The sequence below is a fragment of the Jiangella ureilytica genome (assembly GCF_004348545.1).
Classification (GTDB): domain Bacteria; phylum Actinomycetota; class Actinomycetes; order Jiangellales; family Jiangellaceae; genus Jiangella; species Jiangella ureilytica.
This window is the reverse complement of record NZ_SMKL01000039.1, coordinates 1-21,148: the sequence shown is the minus strand read 5'-3', so window position 1 is coordinate 21,148 and position 21,148 is coordinate 1. Positions and strand designations below refer to the sequence as shown.

The following is a 21,148-nucleotide window of genomic DNA, read 5'->3' as shown; positions in this document are numbered from 1 at the left end:
CGCGCCTCAGCGCGACAGCCGGCGGATTCCGGCGTCGACGAGCGCCGCGTGCAGCCGGACGGTGAGCCGGGCGACGTCGGCGGCGGCCTCTTCGGCGCGGCCGCGGGAATCGGCGCTGCGCTGCCGGAACATCGGCGCGACGACCTGTTCGACCAGCCCGACCTGGCGTTCGGCGGCGCTGCGGACGGCGCGCAGATGCCGTGGCTGCAGACCGTACTGCGCCAGCTCACCGACCGTGCGGGCGACCAGCAGGGCGTCGGCGTCGTACGCGCCCCCGCGGCGCGGCGTCACCAGCCCGTAGGACTCCAGCTCGGCCAGCAGGTCGTCGCCGATGCCGGCCGCCTCGAGCAGCGAGGCCCGCGGCAGCAGCACCTCGTCGGTGCCCCCGGCCGCGGCGGTGTACGGCGTGACCGTGCTGCCGCCCTCGGTGACCAGCTCCATGCCCCTGTCGAGCTGCGCCAGCTGCTCCTTGATGACCCGCAGCGGCAGGTAGTGGTCGCGCTGGACGGTGAGCACGTAGCGCAGCCGGGCGACGTCGTCAGGGGTGAAGCGGCGGTAGCCCGACGGCGAGCGCTGCGGCTCGACCAGGCCTTCGGTCTCGAGGAACCGGATCTTCGAGATGCTCACCTCGGCGAAGTCGGGCCGCAGCTGAGCGAGCACCTCGCCGATGCTCATCGTCTGGCCGGCCGGCGCGGCGTCGCGCCGCGCCGGCCCGGAGGCACGCGCCGAGTTCCCCTCGGCGGGGCTCACCTCGGCCCGCCTCCGAACCCGTGCTGGCTGGAGTAGTAGACGAGCCGGTACTTGCCGATCTGGACCTCGTCGCCGTTGCTGAGCGCCACCTCGTCGATGCGGTCGCGGTTGACGTAGGTGCCGTTGAGGCTGCCGACGTCGGACACCACGAAGCCGCCGGGCATGCGCCGGAACTCCGCGTGCCGCCGCGAGACCGTGACGTCGTCGAGGAAGATGTCGGAGTCGGGGTGCCGCCCGGCGCTCACCACGTCGGTGTCGAGCAGGAAGCGGCTGCCCGCGTTGGGGCCGCGCAGCACCACGAGCAGGGCGCTGCCCTCGGGCAGGGCGTCGACGGCGGCCTGGTCGGCCGCCGCGAGGTCACCGGTGTCGTCCCGCTCGACCTGTGCGGTCTCCTCGCGCACCATCGCCATGGTGCTCGTGGCGTCACCCCCCGTCTCGGCCGGCTGCATGGGCCGGACCAGCGGGGTTCCGCAATTGGAGCAGAACTTCGCGTCGGACGGGTTTTGGTGCCCGCACTGGGTGCAGAACGGCATCGGCTTGGCCTCCCGCCGCGGGTCTCCCCACGACTTCGACTCGTCGGCGCTACGAGTGTCTCACTGACTCTCGACCAGCGCCTGAGGGTTTACGGATGTTGGCAACCTAGATCCGGCTCCCGCCAGGGGTCAACCGAGGATTCGACCCTATCTGCGGGGGCGGACCGAGCAGCCGCCTACCCCTCGACTTGCGAGCGGTACTCGTCGGCGGAGAGCAGCTGGTCGACGGCCCCGGTGTCGGCCGGGACGATCTCGATCATCCAGCCGGCGCCGTACGGGTCGGAGTTGACCTGCTCGGGCGCGGCGTCGAGCTCCTCGTTGCGGGCGACGACGGTGCCGGTGACCGGCGCGAACAGCTCGCTGACGCTCTTGGTGGACTCGAGCTCACCGCAGACGCCGCCGGCCGTGACCTCGTCGCCGACGGCCGGCAGCTGCACGTAGACGATGTCGCCGAGCTGTTCCTGGGCGAAGTGCGTGATGCCGATGCGGACGCTGCCGTCGGCCTCGCCGGGGCTGCGGACCCACTCGTGTTCCGCGGTGTACCTCAGGTCGTCGGGATACAACGGATCTGCCTCCTCAGCGGCACGGACGGCCGGTCGGCGGGGTGCGGCGGGCTGGTGGTGCCGGCCGGGCTCATTCGTCCTCGTCCTCCGGCGCCGGGCGAGCGTACTGAGGCGCCCGCGGCTCGTGCAACACGTCGACGGTGAGCTCGTCGTACTCGTCGACGGTGGCCTCGGCGCCGTTCTGCTCGATGCGGTCGACGACGCCGTCGGGGAACGTCATGGAGCCACTCAGCTCACTGGGCTCACCGATGGCGACCACCTCGTAGGGCGGCTCCACGACCTCGCCGCCGACCTCGAGGACGTCGAGCTCGGGGTTGACGAACGACGTCTCGGCGACCACCCGGACCGCGGAGTCGTTGCCCTGGCCGCGAATCTGGATCGCCTCGGCGCCGGCCACCCGCAGCTCGTTGACGGCGCGCAACATGACGATGGAGTTGACCTTGTGGTCGGGATCGCTGACGGTCAGGATGATGCCCGGCCCGGTGGCCGGGATGGTGCCGGCCAGCACGCCGGTGGTGCGGGCCCGCTCCTGGGCCTGCTCGAGCGCCGCCTGCTCGGTGTCGGCGCCGCTGATGAGGTCGCGGCGGTCGGCCTCGAGCTCGCCCACGTGGTCGTCGAGGCGGTCGGCCTGCCGGCGCAGCCCGTCGAGGATCTGCACGAGGTCGTCGCGCCGGGCATTGGCGAGCGTGTCGTCGTCGTCGGCGCGCACCTGGAGGGCGGCGCCGAACCCGAGCAGCGCGACCAGGACGGCCACGAGGAGCTGGCCGCCGTCGGGCTTCTGGGTGACGGCGTTCCAGAGCCGGCGGGTGCCCGACGGCGCGGCCGGCGTGAACTGGCTGCCACCGCCGCTGGGCACGAACCGCTGCGCCGGCGCCGGCTCGGCCGTGTCGCCGTCGTCCACGCGAGCGCCGTCGCCGTCACGGGCCTCCGGCTCGGGAGCATCGTCGTCCTGCCGGTCGCCGACGGGCTCCGGGTCGCCCTCCGGTTCGACGGCGTCGGAGCCGCCCGGAGCGTCGACCGGCTCGACGGGGGCGGCGGCGTCGGTCTCCGGTTCCGCCGCGGCGTGGCGGTGCGCGTGCCGGGGCGGGATCGCCGAGCCGCTGCCGGTGTCGGGCAGGCCGGTGGGGCCGCCGGACCCCGGCGGGGAGTCGACGCCGTCGCGAGGGGCGTCGGTGCGGTCGGTGGCGCCGTTGGGCTCAGGCATGGAAGATGTGCCGCCTGATCGTCGCGACGTTGGTGAAGATGCGGATGCCGAGCACGACGATCACCGCCGTCGACAGCTGTGAGCCGACGCCGAGCTGGTCGCCGAGGAACACGATGAACGCGGCGATGAGCACGTTGGCGATGAACGAGACGACGAAGACCTTGTCGTTGAAGATGCCCTCCATGACCGCCCGGATGCCTCCGAACACCGCGTCGAGCGCGGCGACGATGGCGATCGGGAGGTACGGCTGCAGCTCCAGTGGCACCGTCACGTCGAAGTAGAGACCGGCCAGGATGCCGATGACGAGCCCCGCGAGTGGGATCACGACGCGCCCTCCCCCGGGGTCGCATAGGAGAGCGGCGTATTGCCGGCGGGCAGGGTCAGCGAGTCGTGCGAGCTGACCTTGTAGTAGATGCCGTTCTTGCCGGCGATGCTGCTCAGCCACCGGCCGCCGGCGCTGTGGGCGAAGTCGTTGGCCAGCGACCGGGAGTCGCCGAGCGCCGAGACCTCGTAGGGCGCGTTCATGGGCCGGTAGTTGATCTGGATGATGTCCTGGGCCTGGCGGATGGCGGTGAGCGGCGTGATGCGCTGGCCGTTGATGCTGACGGCCTCGGCTCCGGCGGCCCACAGCCCGTTGACCACCTGTTGCAGGTCGACGTCGAGGACGCGGTCGGTCCCGTCCTCGGCGTTCTGCTCCTCGGCGTCGTCGACCGTGACCACCACGCCTGGCCCCGTGACGGCGACCGCACCCGTCGTCGCCTGCAAGCTCTCGACTTCCTCCCGCGTCTGCTGCCCGGTCGCGGAGTTCTGCAGGAGAGAGTCCTCGAGCTCGCTGATCTCGGACTCCAGGGCGGTGACGTCGTCCTGGAGCCGGCTGACACGCGCGTCCTCGTTGTGGATCTGCTCGATGAGCCCCTGCCGCTCCGAGGAGACCACACTAGCGGTGTTGCGCACCTCGACCACCGCCATGGTCAGCAACAGTCCGAGTGCGACCAGCCCGAGGGCCAGGGCGGGCGAGCGCCAGGTGCGCTCGGACGTCGGCTTCTCGCCCGCGGCGCGGCGCCGGGCGGCGGCGTCCTCGTACCCCGGCTCGAGCGGCTTGGCGAAGAGGTCGTTGAGCAGCGACATCGACTCGTCCGGCCGCCGGAGCGGACGGACGCGAGGAGCCTGCCCTGTCGCCACGCCCCCCATGCTCGCACGCGTCCCGGATCGTTCCACGCCGACATCCGTGCCAGGTGGTCAGGAATTCCGTGCGGGGCCGGGCTCGGCGAGCACCTTGCGGGTCTGCTCGGTGTAGAGCACCGCCGCCCACCAGTACAGCGCGACGCCCCAGATGACGAACGCCCAGCCGAACACCCGCGCCAGCATGGGGACGGTGCCGTCGCCGTCGCCCCACAGCAGCAGGGGGAACGCGTACAGCAGGCAGGCCGTCGCGGACTTGCCGAGGAAGTGGACCGGCAGCCCGGTGATGCCGCGGCGGACACGCAACAGCGCCACGATGCCCGTCATGTACACGTCGCGCGCGACGAGCAGGACGGCGAACCAGAGCGGGATGACCTCGCGCACCGTCAGCGCGATGATGGTCGTGAAGATGTAGAGGCGGTCGGCCAGCGGATCGAGCAGCTGGCCCACGCGGCTGATCTGGTTCCAGCGGCGGGCGAGGTAGCCGTCGAGGTAGTCGGTGAACCCCGACACCGCGAGCAGGATGATCGCCAGGGTGTCGGCCTCTTCGACCAGCACGAGCCAGAGGAACACGGGAACGCCGAGCAGCCGCAGGAACGACAGCACGTTCGGGATCGTGAACACCCGGTCGGTCTGTACCTCGGTCTCCTGCGCCTTCACAGCCCGTCCTTCCCCGATCGCCCCGTGGCCGGCAGCCGACCCAAGAGTACGCGTCACAATCGGGCCCGGTCGTGCGTCTTGATGGTGTGGCGGCCAGCGGAGGGCACGGAAAAATGCGATGCGCGACGGCGTCCGCGGCGGTCATCCTTGCCGTCATGGGGGTCGGCGGGTGCGCGCGTGATAGCTATCACATCCGCAATGGTTGCAGCTGCGTTAGTATTTTCGGGTGCCCGCGTCCGAGGACGAGCTCGTCCGTTCCCTCGAGGCCTTCCTTCGTCAGGTCGCCTGCTCCAAGGCCGACTCCGACCTGCGGTCCATGGTCGAGCTGGATCTCTCCATCTCGCAGTTCCGCTGCCTCATCACCCTCGGCCAGCACGACACGGCGCTGCCCATCAACGAACTCGCCGACCTGCTCGACCTCACGCTGGCCACGGCCGGCCGCAACGTCGACCGGCTCCTCGCGCACGGCCTGGTCGAGCGGCGTGAGGACCCACAGGACCGCCGCGTCCGGCTCGTCTCCCTGTCAGAGGCGGGACGGACGATCATGACCGAGATCGACACGCACCGCCGCAACGCCCTGGTGGGGTTCGCCCGCTCCCTCGATCCCTCGGACCGGGACCGGCTCCTCGCCGCGCTCGCTCCGATCGTCGAACCATCCGCACCGACTCGCCTGGAGGAACAACTCTCATGAGTGCACCGGCCGGACCCCCCGACACCGGGTCCGACGACAAGCTCGACCGCGGCGTCCTGAAGGTCGCCGGTGTGGTGGTGCTCGGCGCCATCATGTCGATCCTGGACATCACGGTCGTCAGCATCGCGCTGCCGACCTTCCAGTCCGAGTTCAACGCCACCTACGCCACTGTCGCGTGGACCATGACGGCGTACACGCTCGCGCTGGCCGCGGTCATCCCCATCAGCGGCTGGGCGGCGGACCGGTTCGGCACGAAGCGGCTCTATCTGACCTCGCTGGTCCTGTTCACGCTCGGCTCGGTGCTGTGCGCCATGGCCTGGGACATCGGCCCGCTCATCGGCGCCCGGGTGCTGCAGGGTCTGGGCGGCGGCATGCTGATGCCGCTGGGCATGACCATCATGACCCGCGCCGCCGGCCCCGACCGCGTCGGCCGCGTCATGGCGGTGCTGGGTGTCCCGATGCTGCTCGGCCCGATCGGCGGCCCGATCCTGGGCGGCTGGCTGATCGACGTCGCGTCCTGGCACTGGATCTTCCTCATCAACCTGCCCATCGGCATCGTCGGCATCATCGCGGCGTGGCGGGTGCTGCCGAAGGACACCGAGCAGCCGTCCGAGACCTTCGACTTCGTCGGCATGGCGCTGCTCTCCCCCGGCCTCGCGGCGTTCCTGTACGGCGTGTCGTCGATCCCGGAGCACGGCACGGTCAACAACGCCGAGGTGCTGGTCCCGGCGGTCCTGGGCCTGGCGCTGGTCGTGGCGTTCGTCTTCCACGCGCTGCGCAAGAGCCACCCGCTGATCGACCTGCGGCTGTTCCTCAACCGGCACCTCACCATCGCCGTCGTCACGATGTCGCTGTTCATCGTCGCGTTCATGGGCGCCGGCCTGCTGTTCCCCGGCTACTTCGTGCAGGTCCGCGGCGAGAGCACGCTGATGGCCGGCCTGCTGATTGCGCCGCAGGGTCTCGGCGCCATGGTGACGATGCCGATCGCGGGCCGGATCACCGACAAGGCGGGCCCCGGCAAGCTGGTGCTCGGCGGCATCGTGCTCATCGCCATCGGCATGGGGACCTTCACCCAGCTCGAGGCCGACACGTCCTACCCGCTCCTGCTGGGCTCGCTGTTCGTCATGGGCCTCGGCATGGGCATGACGATGATGCCGATCATGACCGCCGCGCTGGCCAGCCTCACGCACGGCGAGGTGGCCCGCGGGTCGACGCTGATGAACATCATCCAGCAGACGGGCGGCTCCATCGGCACCGCCGTCATGTCGGTCATCCTGACCAACAACATCATCAACAACGAGTCGGCGACCGCGTTCTACGGCGCCGTCCAGGCCGACGCCGTCGAGCAGCTGCCCCCAGAGGTCGCGGCGGCCGGCCAGTCGGCTCTGGCGGGCGCGTTCGGCAACACCTACCTGGTGGCGATCGTGCTCGTGGTGCTCTGCCTCATCCCGGCGTTCTTCCTGCCGCGGAGCAGGCAGGAGCTGCGCACCGATCCCCGCGAAGAGGGCGAGGACGAGGGCGACGCGAGCCAGGCGCCTCCGGTCGTGCTGCACTGACCCGGTTCTCCCGGGTTCGACGGGGAGGGCCCCGGTCGGCGAGTCGCCGACCGGGGCTCCCCACTCTCCGCGTCCGCCACCCTGATCAGTGGCGGACGCGGTAGCGGAGGTGGGTGACGCGGGAGCCCTCCACGACCTCGGGGTCGTCGAGCATCACCTGCGAGTCGAGGTTGTCGAAGTAGCGGATCCCCCGCCCCAGCAGCACCGGCACCAGGTCGATGCGGACCTCGTCCAGCCAGCCGGCGTTGAGGCACTGCTGGGCGAGGCCGGGCCCGGCCACGCCGATGTCGCCGTCGTCGCCGGCCACCTCGCGGGCCATGGCCATCGCCGTCGGCAGGTCGCCGACGAAGGTGAAGGGGGCGTCGGGGAACGGCGGCCAGTCATCCGGCGGCGGGCGGTGGGTGACGACGAAGGTGGGCGCGTCGTTCGGCGGGCGGCCACCCCAGCCGCGGGCGTAGTCGAACAGCGCCCGGCCGGTGACGAACGCGCCCTCGGACGTCGCCGTGCGGTTCCAGTAGTCGGCGCTGGCCTGCGTCATGTGGAAGGTGATCGGGTACCCCGGCGGCCGCACCTCGACGTCACCGTTGCCGTACCAGTCAAACAGCGGCCCGACGCTGCCGTCGGGCGCCGCGACGAAGCCGTCCAGTGAGGTCGAGAAGCTCGACAGCACCGTTCCCATCGGGTCACGTCCTTCCGGTGCTCAATGTTCACGCGGCCTTCCCGTCACCGCGCAGCGGAGCGGGTCTAGTGTCGTCGTCGCACGGATCGCGTCCGCGGATCCGGCGGTTCGACGAGGAGGTCGACCCCCCATGAGCACGCGACTCAACCCCTACATCGGGTTCCGCGACACCGCTCGGCAGGCGCTGGAGTTCTACCAGACCGTCTTCGGCGGCGACCTGCAGCTGAGCACGTTCGCCGACTTCGGCGCCAGTGAGGACCCGGCCGAGGCCGGCAAGATCATGCACGGCCAACTCACAGCCGAGAACGACCTGGTCCTCATGGCCGCCGACACCCCGAACAGCATGGAGCTCACCCCCGGCGGCAGCATCTCCATCTCGCTGAGCGGCTCCGACGAGGCCGAGCTGCGCGGGTACTGGGACAAGCTCGCCGGCAGCGGCCAGGCCACCATGCCGCTCGAGAAGGCACCCTGGGGCGACACCTTCGGCATGTGCGTCGACGGCTTCGGCATCACCTGGATGGTCAACATCCTGGGCGCCCCGCAGCAGTGATCCCGAGCTCGGCGCGGTAGACGCCGGCCAGCCGGCGCGGCCACGCCGAGAACGTCACCAACGTGTCGTCGCCGTGGGTCAGCTGGTCGACGGCGCCGACGGGGAGCAGCTCGCGCAACCTCGGGTCGGCGATGGCGGCCCTGGTCGCCGCGGCGTAGGCGCCGGCGTTGCTGACGAGATACGGGCGGACGGCGCCGCCGACTCCGACATCGAACGGTCCGACCGACGGCGTGACGGTGTCGCTGACGGCGGCCGCGTCGTGCCGTCGCCCCAGCTCGGCCAGGGCGGCGACGACGGAGTCACCGTCGGCGCCGCTCTCCCCCGAGAGGGCGCGATCGAGGAGCGGACCGACGACGGTGGCGACCTCGAGCCGCGCGAACGCACTGCCGAACCACTTGTCGTAGGGCCGGTAGCGCCGCTCCAGCAGGAACGCCAGCTCCATGACCAGCCGGACCAGCCGTGCGGTCAGCAGCGCCGCACCGCGCCGGTCGCCCACCTCGCGGCAGCGCGCCCGCAACGGCTCGGCGTTGCCGATCAGATGCCACTGAGTGGCGACCATCCACCGCCAGACGTCGTCCGGGTACCACGCGAGAGCTTTCCGGGCCGCCGTCAGCTCGCCCTAGTCATCGCGGAACACCCGGCCGGCCGTGACGTGCAGCAGCCGCTGCTGCGGCAGCGCCAGCCAGTCGGCCCCGTCGAGCCGGTCGGCGGTGCCGGGGCCGACGCCGTCGGCGACCTCCACTCCGAGCGCCGCGGACAGCCACGCGCCCGCCGTCGTGACCTCGACGTGGTGCGCCGGCTCCCCCGCGGCCAGCGAGAACCACACCGTCGGCACGCCCCGGAACCGCGCGGGCAAGCCGGCCGCGACCCGCTCGCGGACCGGCTCGATCTGGTCCGCGTCGACGAAGAGCTGCGCCCGCGGTCCCCACTCGTGGTCGGTGGAGCGCGCGGTGTCGAAGCCGAGCACCTCGGACCCCTCGCCGAGCAGCGCGGCGGCGTGCGGCACGCCGACCAGCGGTTCCAGCACTTCGCGGTAGAACGCCTCGGCGAGGTCCAGCCCGGGCACGAACGTCAACGGTCCTCCAGAGCCTCGTGGTCGGGCGTCCCGCCCTACCGACCGCACGCGTGCCCGGAACTCATCGTGGCACACCGGCGCATACCGGCACCGGACGGCGGGTAAGCGCTTCACCGGCTCGCCTGTCCCCCGAGGAGGCGTCATGGATGAGCGCACGTCCGTCATCGACCGGCTCCGTTCCACGCACCTGCCGCCGCCGGGGGTCGAGCCGCTGCCCGAGCCGCCGTCGTCGACCGCCCGCATCGTCGGGCCGGGCATCGTCGCGGCCGGTGTCGGTCTCGCGTCGGGCGAGTTCATCCTCTACCCGTACATCGCCAGCCAGGTCGGCCTGGTCTTCGTGTGGGCCGCGCTGGTCGGGCTGGTCACGCAGTACTTCCTCAACATGGAGATCGAGCGGTACACGCTCGCGACCGGCGAGACGGCGCTGACGGGGTTCAGCCGGTTCTGGCGGCACTGGGGCCTGGTGTTCGCGATCCTCACGTACTTCGCGAACCTGTGGCCCGGCTGGGCGACCAGCTCGGCGACGCTGGTCACGTACCTCTGGGGCGGGAACGCGACCTGGATCGCCGTCGGCATGCTGGTGTCGATCGGCCTGATCCTGTCGCTGGCGCCGGTCGTCTACGTCGCGCTCGAGCGGATCCAGATGGTCAAGGTCGCGGCCGTCCTGCTGCTCATCGTGGTCGGCGGGGTGTTCGCGGTCACGGCCGACGCCTGGCGCGACACCGCCGACATCGTCGCATCGCCCCAGCTGCCGTACGAGGAGCTCGGGTTCGCGGTCCTGCTGGGCGCGCTCGCGTTCGCCGGCGCGGGCGGCGGGCAGAACCTGTGCCAGAGCAACTGGATCCGCGACAAGGGCTTCGGCATGGGCTCCTACGTGCCGCGCATCGAGAGCCCGGTGACCGGCGAGCCCGAGGCCGCCCCCGGCGCCGGGTACGTCTTCGAGCCGACGGCGGACAACCTCGACCGCTGGCGGCGCTGGTGGCGCTTCGCCAACATCGAGCAGCTGACGACGTTCGTGCTCATCACGTTCGTGTCGATCACGTTCATGTCGCTGCTGTCGTACTCGACGGTGTTCGGCCTGCCCGATCTGCCCGACGACATCGGCTTCCTGCAGGTGCAGGGCGAGGAGCTCAAGGACGCCGTCGGCGACTGGTTCGGCGCGTTCTTCTGGTTCATCGGCGCGCTGTCGCTGTTCGCGGCGGCGCTGGGGATCGTCGACTACACGAGCCGGCTGGCCGCCGACGTGCTGAGGACGTCGTACCTGCCGCGGGCCAAGGAGAGCCACCTGTACTTCGGGCTGGTGTGGGGCCTGGTCGTGATCGGGATCGTCGTCCTGGGCGTCGGGTTCGACCAGCCGCTGGTGCTGGTGGTGATCGCCGCGTGCGTCGGCGGTTTCATGATGTTCCTCTACAGCGGCCTGCTGATCCTGCTGAACAAGCGGTCCCTGGCGCCGGCCATCCAGCCGTCGAAGGGCCGCGTCGCCGCACTGGTGTGGGCGTGCCTGCTGTTCGGCGTGCTGTCGGCGCTCACGATCTGGCAGCAAGGTGGCGAGCTGTTCGGGTGAGCTGGGGTCATACTGTGCTGACGAGCCGCTGGAGGTCACATGGGCGAGGACGTGGGCCGGCAGGAGTTCACCCGGGCGGATCGGACGAAGTACCGGACCAAGGTGCGCCGGTGCCTCGACGCGTTCGAGCGCATGCTGCGCGAGGCGCAGTTCGAGTTCGACCGCCCGATGACGGGCCTCGAGATCGAGCTCAACCTCGTCGACGGCGACAACGACCCCGCCCTGCGCAACGCCGAGGCGCTGGCCGCCATCGCCGACCCGGCCTTCCAGACCGAGCTGGGGCAGTGGAACCTCGAGATCAACCTCGCCCCGCGTGAGCTCGACGGCGCCGGCGTGTCGGCGTTCGAGGAGGACGTGCGCGCCAGCCTGAACGCCGCGGAACGGAAGGCGAGCGCCGTCGGCGCCCATCTCGCGATGATCGGCATCCTGCCGACGCTCCGGCTGGAGCACATGAGCGGGCACGCGCTGTCGGTGAACCCGCGCTACGAGCTGCTCAACGACCAGATCCTGGCCGCCCGCGGCGAGGACCTGCACCTGGCCATCACCGGCACCGAGCGGCTGCGGGTCTCGTGCGACACCATCGTCCCCGAGGCCGCCTGCACGAGCACCCAGTTCCACCTGCAGGTCAGCCCCGAGCAGTTCCCCGCCATGTGGAACGCCGCCCAGGCCATCGCCGGCGTGCAGATCGCCGTCGGCGCGAACTCGCCGTTCCTGCTCGGCAAGCAGCTGTGGGCCGAGACCCGCATCGCGCTGTTCGAGCAGGCCACCGACACCCGCAGCGAGGAGCTGAAGGCGCAGGGCGTGCGGCCGCGGGTCTGGTTCGGCGAGCGGTGGATCACCTCGATCTTCGACCTGTTCGAGGAGAACGTGCGGTACTTCCCCGCACTGCTGCCGATCGTGTCCGACGAGGACCCCGTCGAGGTGCTCGACCAGGGCGACACCCCGGAACTGGCCGAGCTGCGCCTGCACAACGGCACCATCTACCGCTGGAACCGCCCGGTCTACGACGTCGTCCGCGGCCGGGCCCACCTGCGGGTCGAGAACCGCGTCCTGCCGGCCGGTCCCACCGTCGCCGACACCCTGGCCAACGGCGCGTTCTACTACGGGCTGGTGCGCACGCTGGCCGAGGAGGACCGGCCGGTCTGGACGCAGATGTCGTTCAGCGCGGCCGAGGAGAACTTCCACGCCTGCGCCCGCGACGGCATGGACGCCCAGGTGTACTGGCCGGGGCTGGGGCACGTGCCGGTGGCCGAGCTGGTCCTGCGCCGGCTGCTGCCGCTGGCCTACGAGGGCCTGCGCCGCTGGAACGTCGACACCGCGGAGCAGGAGCGCCTGCTCGGCATCATCGAGCAGCGCTGCACCCGGCGGCAGACGGGGTCGGACTGGCAGGTGGCGGCGTTCCGGAAGCGGTTCGACGGCACGGCCATGGAACGCGGCGAGGCGCTGCGCGGCATGCTCGGCTCCTACGTCGAGCACATGCACACCAACGAGCCCGTCCACACCTGGGCGGTGGACTGAGCCGTGCGATCACGGCGGGCGGACCGGGCCGCGGACTGACGGGGTCAGCCCGCGGCCCGGTGCGGGCTCAGCTGCGGCCCACGTCGGAGCGGCCCGCGGCCAGCAGGATCGCCGTCCGCTCCCGGGCGTCGAGCACGCCGGCCGTCACCAGCTCGCGCGTCACCTCGTCGACGTGGCGGACGAAGAGGCCACGCGACGACCACTCCCCCTCGTCGTCGATGAGGTCGTCGACGGTGCAACCGTCGCCGGTGTCGCGGTTCGGCACGCCGCTGTCGACGGTGCCGAGGACCACGGTCGGGCTCGGGTCCGGCGACGGGCAGGCGCTCACCGGCGTGGTCCGCAGGCCGACCAGGACCGGATCGTGGTCACTGGCGCGGTACGGGTTCACGCCGTAGAACGCCAGAGGGCGACGGCGAGGACCTCGGCGGGGACGGCGGCCAGCGCGCCCAGGCCGGCCAGCGCGAGCACCATCGGCCAGCGCCCGTGCACCCGCGGCTCGGCGGCGCGGGCGAGCAGCCGCTCGACCCGGGCGGCGACGTCGGTCCCGGCGACGGCCAGTGCCGACGGCGGCGCCGCCGTCGTCGCGAGTTTGACCAGTGCCGTCGCCGTCGTGAAGGGAGAGGTGCGCCGGGCGGCGGCGTCGTCGGCGTGCATCTCGGCCAGCATCCGCAGGGCACGGTGAGCGACCCGGGCGGCCGGCACCCAGGGCGCGGCGGCGGCGAACGTGCCGGTCACCGTCAGCAGGCGGTCGTGGCGGGCGCGCAGGTGGGCCCGTTCGTGCTCGAGGACGGCGGCGAGCTCGGGCCGGCTCAGCGCGTCGCGGGCGGCGGTCGTCAGGACGACGGCGCCGTGCCGGCCGGGGACGGCGTACGCGGCGGGCTGGGCGGCGTCGACCACGAGGACGCCGGTGTGCGCCGTCGGCCGGGCCACCAGCGAGAGGTCGCGCAGGTGCGTGCGCCGGGCGACCGTCGCGCGGCGCACCGTCGTCGCGACGGCGGCCGCTCCCGCCAGCACCAGCACGATCTCGGCGACGGCGATCGCTGTGTCCAGCGCGGCTCCGCCCACGTGCTCCGGGCCGGGGCCATCGGACAGCAGGTGCAGTGACATCGAGAGCCCGGCCGCCAGCAGCGCGCCCGCCGTCGCCGGGAAGAGCAGCAGCCAGGCCGCGATGCCCGCCCGCGGGAACCGGTACGGCCACCGCGCTGCGGCCAGCGGACCGGGCAGCAGCCACGCCCCCGACACTCCGGCGGCGGCCACCGCGAGCGCCGTCACCGCCGGCCGCGTCCCTGGTGCTGCTCCAGCGCCTCGACCAGCCGGCGGACGTCGGCCTCTTCGAGGCGGTCGGCGAAGCGGATGAGCACCGCGGCCGGGTCGGGGCTGTCCGACAGCGCGGACTCGACGAGGTCGGCGGCGAACTCGTCGCGCGACGTGCGCGGACGGTACCGGTGCGCCCGGCCTTCGAGCTCGCGGGCCAGCACGTCCTTGCGGAAGAGGTTGTCCATGACGGTGAGCACGGTGGTGTAGGCGACGGCGCGCGACGACGCCAGGGCCTCGGCGACCTGCCGGACCGTCAGCGGCGCGGGCGACGCCCACATGACGTCCATGACGGCCGCTTCGAGCGATCCCAGGCGGCTTCTGGCCATCGGCGCTCCTCCCCGCTCGTCCCGTCTCCGACCAGTGAGCATAGGCCCCGCGGTTTAACCAGGTGAGGTCTGTCAGTGCCGCGTGTTAGAACTTCCGACGATGACACTGGCGCGCACCGAGTTCTCCGTCGCCGGCCAGCCGGAGTACGACCGGCGCGGGCCGGTGCGATGGATCCTGTCCCACCAGTTGCGCCACCCATGGCACCTCGCCGGCTTCCTGATCGGCTCGGTCGTCATGGTCGTGCTCAACTCGATGGTCCCGGGGCAGGTCGGCGACGCCTTCGACACCGTCCTCGACTCCACCGCCGACCGCCGGGCCGAGCTGACCACCATCGTGGTGATCCTGCTGGTCGTGGTGCTCGCGCGGTCGGTGCTCGACTTCGTCGCCCGGCTGTGCACCGAGGTGCTGGCCAAGCGCATCGAGCGCGACGCCCGCGACGAGCTGTACGTCAGCCTGCTCGGCAAGAGCCAGACGTTCCACAATCGGCAGCGCGTCGGCGACCTCATGGCCCGCGGCGCGGGCGACGTCCGCCAGCTCGGCACCATGTTCAGCCCGGGCATCGACCTGCTGGTCGACTCCCTCACCCAGGGCATCGTGCCCATCGTCTTCATCGCGTTCCTCGACCCGCGGCTGCTGGTCGCGCCGCTGATCTTCGCCGTCGCGTTCGTCTGGTCCATCCGCCGCTTCATGCGCCAGCTCTCGCCGGTGTCCACGCGGCTGCGTGAGAACTACGGCACGCTCAACGCCGGGCTCAACGAGACCATCCGCGGCATCGAGGTGGTCAAGGCCACCGGCCAGGAGGAGCAAGAGCTCGGCAAGTTCGGCCGCAACGCTCGCCGCTACCGCGACGCCTACGTCGAGCAGGGCCTCATCCAGGCCCGCTACCTGCCGACGCTGCTGCTGGCGGTGGCGACGGCGGGCGGCCTGCTGCACGGGCTCTGGCTGCTCGACGCCGGCGAGCTGAGCGTCGGCGGGCTCATCACCTACATCGGGCTGCTCGGCCTGCTCGGGTTCCCGGCGTTCATCTCGATCTTCTCGTTCTCGCTGGTCCAGAACGGCCTCGCCAGCGCCGAGCGGCTGCTCACGCTCATGCGCGAAGAGACCGAGCTCGACCACAACGAGGCCGGCCACGTCGCGCCCATGCGCGGCGCCGTCGAGTTCCAGGACGTCACGTTCAGCTACGGCGGCCAGCCGGTCCTCGAGAACCTCTCGTTCCGCATCGAGCCCGGCCAGACGGTCGCCGTCGTCGGCGAGACCGGCGCGGGCAAGACCACGCTCACGAAGCTGGTCAACCGCATCTACGACGTCGGCTCCGGGCGCATCCTGGTCGACGGCGTCGACGTGCGCCAGTGGAACCTCGACTCCCTGCGCTCGCAGATCTCCACCATCGAGCAGGACATCGTGCTGTTCAGCCGGCCGGTGCACGAGAACATCGCGTTCAGCCTCGGCCAGCAGGCCTCTCGCGACGACGTCGTCCGGGCGGCCACCGATGCCCAGGCGCACGAGTTCGTCACGGCCCTCGACGACGGCTACGACACCGTCATCGGCGAGCGCGGCGTCACGCTGTCCGGCGGGCAGCGCCAGCGCCTCGCCATCGCCCGCGCGCTGCTCACCGACCCCGCCATCCTCGTGCTCGACGACTCCACCAGCGCCATCGACAGCGCCACCGAGGACGAGATCCAGCGGGCCATCCAGCGCGTCCTCGAGGGCCGCACCACGCTGCTCATCACCCACCGGCTGTCGCAGATCCGCTGGGCCGACAAGGTGCTGCTGCTGCAGCGCGGCCGGCTGGTCGACGAGGGCTCGCACGACGAGCTGCTCGGCCGCTGCGCGCTCTACCGGCGCATCTTCGCCCACTACGACGAGGTGAGCGGCTGATGGCCTTCATCATGGACGGCCTCGACGCCGAGGCGTACGACCGCACCTACGACGACCGCGAGCTGCTGGCGCGCATCCTGCGCTACTTCCGGCCCAAGGCGCGCGTCATGGGGTTCGTCGCGGCGGCCATCGTGGCACAGTCGCTCATGCAGGCGGCGTTCCCCATCGTGGTCAGCGAGGGCCTCGACCGCATCGTCGACGACCGCACCACCGGCCTGGTCGTCGCGCTCGTGTCGGCGGTGCTGGTCACCGGCGTGCTCGGCTGGGTGTTCAACTTCATCCAGCGCTGGTACACCGCGACGGTGGTCGGCGACGTCGTGCTGGAGCTGCGCGGGGACGCCTTCGACGCCGTCCTCGACCGCGACATGTCCTTCTACGACGAGCACTCCTCCGGCAAGGTGGTCAGCCGGGTCACGTCCGACACCGAGGACTTCGCCACCGTCGTCACCCTGACGCTCAACCTCATCAGCCAGGTGCTGCTGGTCGGGCTCATCACCGTCCTGCTCTTCACCCGCAACCTCGGGCTGGCGCTGCTGGTCATGGCCGTCGTGCCGATCATCGTGGCCATGGCGCTGGGGTTCCGGCGCATCGCCCGCGAGACCACCCGGCACCAGCAGCGGTCGCAGGCGTTGGTCAACGCGACGCTGCAAGAGACCATGGGCGGCATCTCCGTGGCGAAGAACTTCCGCCAGGAGCAGACCGTCTATGACGAGTTCCGGCCCATCAACGGGCAGAACTACCGGGTCACGCTCAAGCAGGGCTTCGTGTTCGGGGCGATCTTCCCGGCGCTGTTCGCGGTGGCCGGGCTGGCCACCGTCATGCTGGTGCACGTCGGCGGCGGGCGGGTGCTCGACGGCGACATCACCGCCGGCGACTGGTACCTGTTCCTGCAGAGCGTCGCGCTGTTCTGGCTGCCGCTGACCTCCATCGCGTCGTTCTGGTCGCAGTTCCAGCAGGGGCTGTCGGCATCCGAGCGGGTGTTCGCGCTCATCGACGCCGAGCCGGCGGTGGTGCAGCGCGACCCGCGGCCGGTCGGCCGGCTCAGCGGGCGCATCGAGTTCCGCTCGGTCACGTTCGGGTACTCGCCGCAGCACCCGGTGCTCGACGGGTTCGACCTCACCATCGAGGCCGGCGAGACCGTCGCGCTGGTCGGGCACACCGGCGCGGGCAAGTCGACCATCGGCCGGCTGCTGGTGCGCTTCTACGAGTTCCAAGGCGGCCACATCCTGGTCGACGGCACCGACATCCGCGCCGTCGAGCTCACCGGCTACCGCCACCAGCTCGGCGTCGTGCCGCAGTCGCCGTTCCTGTTCTCCGGGACGGTGGCCGACAACATCCGCTACCCGCGCCCCGGCGCCACGGACGACGAGGTGGGCGCGGCCGCCCGGTCGGTGGCCGGGGGCGACTGGCTCGACGCCCTGCCCGACGGCCTGGCCACCGAGGTGGGCGAGCACGGCTCGGCGCTGTCCATGGGCCAGCGGCAGCTGGTGGCGCTGGCCCGGCTGCTGCTGCAGGACCCGTCCATCGTCATCCTCGACGAGGCCACCGCCAGCGTCGACCCGCTCACCGAGGCGCAGATCTCCGAGGGGCTCGACGTCGCGCTGGCCGGGCGCACGTCCATCGTCATCGCGCACCGGCTGTCGACCATCGAGCACGCCGACCGCATCATCGTCATGCGCGACGGCGGCATCGTCGAAGAGGGCACGCACGAGTCGCTGCTGCTGGCCGGCGGCGCCTACTGCGACGTCTACAACACCTACTTCCGGCACCAGTCCCCCGACTACCGCCCCGGCACCGGCTTCGTCGGCGTCGAGGTCAGCTGACCACCACGGCCGGGTGCCGCGGGTCGTCGGCGCGGACCACCAGGTCGGCAGCGGTCTCGGGGTCCACCTCGGCGGTGTAGCGCTCGTAGGCCGGCAGCATCCAGGCCTCTTCCGGAGGCGTGAGCCGGCGCAGCGTCGCCGGGCGCAGCGCCAGGTGCACCGTCAGGTCGAGGTCCAGCCACGCCCCCAGCGTGAGCGCCCCGTCCAGCACCACCACCAGTCCGGGCGGCGCGTCGACGTACGGCGCGCGGGTCGAGCGGTCGGTCACCGGGTCGCGCAGGCTCGGCAGGTAGCGGCCGGTGCCGCCGGGCCCGACGGCGGTGAGCACCTCGCGGTTGAGCGCACCGGCGTCGATCCACGCGTCCAGCAGCGAGTCCGGGTCCTCCGCGCCCCGCTCCAGCCGGAGCGACCGCGGCCGCAGGAAGTCGGCCACGCGGATCCGGGCGACCGGGCGTCCCGCCGTCCGCAGCGGTTCGACCAGCGCGTCGGCCAGCCGGTCCGGGCGGGTCGCGGGATGCCCGTCGACGAGGAGCCGGACGGCGCCGCCGCCGTCGCCGTCGCCGTCGTCGCTCCCCCGATGCGCGAGGACGAGGTCGACGATGCGGGCCACCAGCACGTCCTCGGTCACCGGCTCCACCCGCACACCGACCATGCTGTCACTGTCATCTTCGTGCCCTACTGTGACCTCAGACGTCGGGCAGCGGGAGGCTCTCATGCAGGTCGGCGGGTCCACGATCCTCCTCACGGGTGCGACGTCCGGCATCGGCCGGGCGACGGCGCTGTCGATCGCGGCCGCGGGACCGCAGCGGCTGGTCGTGCACGGGCCGCAGGACGAGTCCGAGGTCGCCGGACTGGTCGGCGAGCTGTCGGAGCGGACCGACGTCGTCTACCTGCGGGCCGACTACGACGACCTGGCCGACGTCGCGCGGCTGGCCGACGACGCCCGCGCGGCCTGCCCCGGCGGCATCGACGTGCTGATCAACAACGCCGCCCGGCCCGGGCCGCCGGCACGCACCCTCACCGGCGACGGCCACGAGGCGACACTGCAGGTCAACTACCTGGCGCCGGTCGTACTGACGACGCTGCTGCTCGACACCGTCGGCGCGGGCCGGCCGGGGCGCATCGTCAACGTCGCGTCGGCCACGCACTACTCGGCGAGCCTGCGGCTCGACGACCTCACCTGGGCCGGCAACGGCTACTCCCCCGCGGCCGCGTACGCACGGTCGAAGCTGGCGCTCGTCACGTGGACCTGCCGGCTCGCCACCCATCGTCCGCGCGACACCGTCGACATCGTCAGCATCCACCCGGGCGTCATCGCGACCGGCCTGCTGCACGCCATGTTCTCCGCCGGCGGCGACTCCCCCGAGCACGCCGCCGCGAACCTGCTCGACGTCGTGCGGCGCGACCACGACAACGGCACTTACTACGACGAGCGGCGCCCGGCCACCCCGAACCCCGTCGCGCTCGACCCCGTTACCGAGGAGCTGCTCGAGGAGCTCACCCAGCAGGCGCTGGCACCCGTTCTGCCCGCCGCGACCGCCTGACCCGGCGCGCGCCGAGCAGCCGGTGCGGGTCGAGCACGAACAGCACCTTGCCCGCGTGGTCGCCGTACCGGAACAACAGGTACGCCACACAGGCGGCGACGTAGCCGGCGCCGAGCGCGCACCACACCAGGCCCTCGGCCAGGAACACGCTCGCCCAGGCCAGCTGGTAGGCGACGCAGAACAGCTCGGCCGCCACGTACGGCCAGTGCACCTTGACGCCGTAGCGCCGCGGCCGAGTCGCGCCGGCGCCGGCGCCGGCCGCGGACGCGGCGTCGCCCGCCTTGGGGGTGCGCTCGAACTCGCTGTGCATCGGCCCGAACAACCCCTCGGTGAACGCGCTGAACTGGTGCGGGAGCATGCCGGTGTTGACGACGAGGTACGGCAGGATCCGCGCGAACCGGCGCCGGAACGACGACGGCGTCAGGCCTTCGGTGTACGTGTGGCGGGTCTCGGCCGAGGCCAGTGCGGTGACGAGTGACATCCACAGCAGGCTCGGGAGCACGTACAGTGCCACGCCGGCAGCGGTGCCCAGCGCGCCGAACCAGAGCCCGCTGTGGATCAGCGCCGGCAGCACGGTGATCCACAGGCCCCACAGCGGCCACTGCCAGCTGGTGCACATGTGGTAGACGAGATGGAGCCGGCGGCCCGGCGAGCAGCGGTGCCGGAACAGCAGCGTCGCCAGGTGCATCCGCTGCACCTGCACCCAGCCCTGCGTCCAGCGCTTCTGCTGCGCCTTGTAGGCGGTGTAGGTGGCGGGCAGCTCGGCCGGCGCGACGATCTCCTTGACGAAGGTCGTGCGGTAGCCGGCGAACAGGTGCCGGAAGCTCAGCTCGCAGTCCTCGACCAGGCTGGCCGCCCGCCACCCGCCCGCCGCCTCGACCGCCGCGGCGCGCCACACGCCCGCGGTGCCGGTGAAGTTGACGAACCGCCAGCGCGCCGAGCGCCACGACATCTGCAGCGTGTGGTGGTCGTCGACCCACAGCGACTGCGCTCTGGTCAGCGCCGACTCGTCGTGGTTGAGGTGCCCCCACTGCGCCTGGACCAGCGCCAGCCCGTGGTCCGGGACGCCGCCGGGGCCATAGAAGTGCGGGATGGCCCGGAGCAGGTAGTCGCGCGGCGGCACGAAGTCGGCGTCGAAGATCGCGATGAACTCGGCGTCGGTGCGCTTGCGGCCCTCCTCGAGCGCGCCGGCCTTGTACCCGTGCCGGTGCTCGCGACGCAGCACCTGCACGTTCACGCCGGTGCCGGCCCGGATCCGCGCCACGACGGCGTCGACCAGCGCGCGCGTGTCGCCGTCGGTGGAGTCGTCGAGCACCTGCACCGTGAGCCGGTCGCGAGGCCAGCGCAGCGCGCACGCCGCCTCGATGACCCGTGCGGCGACGGCGTGCTCGTTGAACATCGGCAACTGCACGCACACCGACGGGTAGCGGAACGGCAGCCGGCCGGGCCGCTCCGGCCGTCGGCCGCGCCAGAAGTAGCCGAGCCGCTCGATCACCCCGCCGCTCAGGAACGCGACGATGACCAGCATCGGCAGGTGCAGCGTCACCGTCAGCACCCACCACGCCGCCGTGCCCGCTGCCGGCCCCTGCACGCCGTTGCCCGCGACGACGACGAACAGCGCGACCGCGGCGGCGGCGACGCCGACGTTCGGCAGCCACCACGGGAAGCGGACTCCGTGCCGGACGCGCCGTGGCACCCGCTCGTGCCGCGGCGGGGGCGGAGGTGGAGGTGGAG

At 72.0% G+C, this 21,148-nt stretch carries 23 protein-coding genes; 8 read left to right on the top strand and 15 right to left on the bottom strand.

Annotation, left to right across the window (positions count from 1 at the left end):
- Positions 1 to 6 precede the first annotated feature (6 nt).
- The 7 genes from ftsR to clsA all read right to left on the bottom strand — a co-directional run bounded on the left by ftsR (position 7) and on the right by clsA (position 4,892).
- Positions 7 to 675, bottom strand: coding sequence for a transcriptional regulator FtsR (gene ftsR / locus E1212_RS17550; RefSeq protein WP_131984830.1), 669 nt, complete (start codon positions 673 to 675; stop codon positions 7 to 9).
- Positions 676 to 746: 71 nt separating this feature from the next.
- Positions 747 to 1,283 (bottom strand): FHA domain-containing protein, encoded by a 537-nt coding sequence (locus tag E1212_RS30465; protein ID WP_131984753.1) that lies wholly within the window; start codon positions 1,281 to 1,283, stop codon positions 747 to 749.
- A gap of 176 nt (positions 1,284 to 1,459) precedes the next feature.
- Positions 1,460 to 1,846, bottom strand: coding sequence for a glycine cleavage system protein GcvH (gene gcvH / locus E1212_RS17540; RefSeq protein ID WP_131984751.1), 387 nt, complete (start codon positions 1,844 to 1,846; stop codon positions 1,460 to 1,462).
- 70 nt (positions 1,847 to 1,916) lie between these two features.
- Positions 1,917 to 3,050, bottom strand: coding sequence for a DUF881 domain-containing protein (locus E1212_RS17535; protein ID WP_131984749.1), 1,134 nt, complete (start codon positions 3,048 to 3,050; stop codon positions 1,917 to 1,919).
- Positions 3,043 to 3,375, bottom strand: coding sequence for a small basic family protein (locus E1212_RS17530; protein ID WP_131984747.1), 333 nt, complete (start codon positions 3,373 to 3,375; stop codon positions 3,043 to 3,045). Before E1212_RS17530 ends, E1212_RS17535 begins: the two co-directional genes overlap by 8 nt.
- Positions 3,372 to 4,232, bottom strand: coding sequence for a DUF881 domain-containing protein (locus E1212_RS17525; RefSeq protein WP_162605527.1), 861 nt, complete (start codon positions 4,230 to 4,232; stop codon positions 3,372 to 3,374). Before E1212_RS17525 ends, E1212_RS17530 begins: the two co-directional genes overlap by 4 nt.
- Positions 4,233 to 4,289: 57 nt before the next feature.
- Positions 4,290 to 4,892, bottom strand: a complete 603-nt coding sequence (gene clsA, locus E1212_RS17520) for a cardiolipin synthase ClsA (protein WP_203416953.1) — start codon at positions 4,890 to 4,892, stop codon at positions 4,290 to 4,292.
- 226 nt (positions 4,893 to 5,118) lie between these two features.
- Here clsA and E1212_RS17515 point away from each other — a divergent pair, with 226 nt between their 5' ends.
- Positions 5,119 to 5,583, top strand: a complete 465-nt coding sequence (locus tag E1212_RS17515; protein WP_131984743.1) for a MarR family winged helix-turn-helix transcriptional regulator — start codon at positions 5,119 to 5,121, stop codon at positions 5,581 to 5,583.
- Positions 5,580 to 7,139 carry a DHA2 family efflux MFS transporter permease subunit gene (locus E1212_RS17510; RefSeq protein WP_131984741.1) on the top strand — a complete coding sequence of 520 codons (1,560 nt, stop codon included), beginning with the start codon at positions 5,580 to 5,582 and terminating at the stop codon, positions 7,137 to 7,139. Before E1212_RS17515 ends, E1212_RS17510 begins: the two co-directional genes overlap by 4 nt.
- An 85-nt stretch (positions 7,140 to 7,224) precedes the next feature.
- On the opposite strand, the gene E1212_RS17505 is transcribed toward E1212_RS17510, so the two are convergent.
- Positions 7,225 to 7,818 carry a dihydrofolate reductase family protein gene (locus E1212_RS17505; RefSeq protein ID WP_131984739.1) on the bottom strand — a complete coding sequence of 198 codons (594 nt, stop codon included), beginning with the start codon at positions 7,816 to 7,818 and terminating at the stop codon, positions 7,225 to 7,227.
- Positions 7,819 to 7,948: 130 nt separating this feature from the next.
- Between E1212_RS17505 and E1212_RS17500 the strand changes: the two genes are divergently transcribed.
- Positions 7,949 to 8,368 carry a VOC family protein gene (locus E1212_RS17500; protein ID WP_131984737.1) on the top strand — a complete coding sequence of 140 codons (420 nt, stop codon included), beginning with the start codon at positions 7,949 to 7,951 and terminating at the stop codon, positions 8,366 to 8,368.
- Here the strand turns inward: E1212_RS17500 and E1212_RS30035 are convergent.
- Both E1212_RS30035 and E1212_RS30030 read right to left on the bottom strand, forming a co-directional pair.
- Positions 8,340 to 8,981, bottom strand: coding sequence for a DUF4037 domain-containing protein (locus E1212_RS30035; protein ID WP_203416959.1), 642 nt, complete (start codon positions 8,979 to 8,981; stop codon positions 8,340 to 8,342). The genes E1212_RS17500 and E1212_RS30035 overlap by 29 nt on opposite strands.
- 6 nt (positions 8,982 to 8,987) lie before the next feature.
- Positions 8,988 to 9,443, bottom strand: a complete 456-nt coding sequence (locus E1212_RS30030; protein ID WP_203416952.1) for a hypothetical protein — start codon at positions 9,441 to 9,443, stop codon at positions 8,988 to 8,990.
- A 142-nt stretch (positions 9,444 to 9,585) separates the two neighbouring features.
- On the opposite strand from E1212_RS30030, the gene E1212_RS17490 reads away from it, so the two are divergent.
- Positions 9,586 to 11,007 carry an Nramp family divalent metal transporter gene (locus tag E1212_RS17490; RefSeq protein ID WP_131984735.1) on the top strand — a complete coding sequence of 474 codons (1,422 nt, stop codon included), beginning with the start codon at positions 9,586 to 9,588 and terminating at the stop codon, positions 11,005 to 11,007.
- 39 nt (positions 11,008 to 11,046) lie between these two features.
- A complete protein-coding gene (locus E1212_RS17485) occupies positions 11,047 to 12,525 on the top strand; it encodes a glutamate-cysteine ligase family protein (protein ID WP_131984733.1) in 1,479 nt (492 codons plus the stop codon).
- A gap of 67 nt (positions 12,526 to 12,592) precedes the next feature.
- Here E1212_RS17485 and E1212_RS17480 read toward each other — a convergent pair whose 3' ends face one another.
- Genes E1212_RS17480 through E1212_RS17470 form a run of 3 tightly spaced genes read right to left on the bottom strand, consistent with a single transcriptional unit; the run spans position 12,593 to position 14,168 of the window.
- The gene (locus E1212_RS17480) at positions 12,593 to 12,913 is read right to left on the bottom strand and encodes a hypothetical protein (RefSeq protein WP_131984731.1); all 321 of its coding nucleotides are present in this window, start codon (positions 12,911 to 12,913) and stop codon (positions 12,593 to 12,595) included.
- Complete coding sequence (locus E1212_RS17475) at positions 12,910 to 13,797, bottom strand: M56 family metallopeptidase (RefSeq protein ID WP_131984729.1); 888 nt, start codon at positions 13,795 to 13,797, stop codon at positions 12,910 to 12,912. The genes E1212_RS17480 and E1212_RS17475 overlap by 4 nt, the downstream gene beginning before the upstream one ends.
- Complete coding sequence (locus E1212_RS17470; RefSeq protein WP_131984727.1) at positions 13,794 to 14,168, bottom strand: BlaI/MecI/CopY family transcriptional regulator; 375 nt, start codon at positions 14,166 to 14,168, stop codon at positions 13,794 to 13,796. Before E1212_RS17470 ends, E1212_RS17475 begins: the two co-directional genes overlap by 4 nt.
- A 100-nt stretch (positions 14,169 to 14,268) precedes the next feature.
- Between E1212_RS17470 and E1212_RS17465 the strand changes: the two genes are divergently transcribed.
- Positions 14,269 to 16,047, top strand: a complete 1,779-nt coding sequence (locus E1212_RS17465) for an ABC transporter ATP-binding protein (RefSeq protein WP_131984725.1) — start codon at positions 14,269 to 14,271, stop codon at positions 16,045 to 16,047.
- Positions 16,047 to 17,870 carry an ABC transporter ATP-binding protein gene (locus tag E1212_RS17460; RefSeq protein ID WP_131984723.1) on the top strand — a complete coding sequence of 608 codons (1,824 nt, stop codon included), beginning with the start codon at positions 16,047 to 16,049 and terminating at the stop codon, positions 17,868 to 17,870. Before E1212_RS17465 ends, E1212_RS17460 begins: the two co-directional genes overlap by 1 nt.
- Here E1212_RS17460 and E1212_RS17455 read toward each other — a convergent pair.
- Entirely contained in the window at positions 17,863 to 18,522 is a 660-nt protein-coding gene (locus E1212_RS17455; protein ID WP_131984721.1) for a nucleoside/nucleotide kinase family protein, read from the bottom strand. The genes E1212_RS17460 and E1212_RS17455 overlap by 8 nt on opposite strands.
- 61 nt (positions 18,523 to 18,583) lie before the next feature.
- On the opposite strand from E1212_RS17455, the gene E1212_RS17450 reads away from it, so the two are divergent.
- Positions 18,584 to 19,414, top strand: a complete 831-nt coding sequence (locus E1212_RS17450; protein WP_162605526.1) for an SDR family NAD(P)-dependent oxidoreductase — start codon at positions 18,584 to 18,586, stop codon at positions 19,412 to 19,414.
- Here E1212_RS17450 and E1212_RS17445 read toward each other — a convergent pair.
- Positions 19,368 to 21,148, bottom strand: a 1,781-nt coding sequence (locus E1212_RS17445) for a glycosyltransferase (protein WP_203416951.1), incomplete at its 5' end; no start/stop codon positions are given. The two genes, E1212_RS17450 and E1212_RS17445, sit on opposite strands and share 47 nt — an antisense overlap.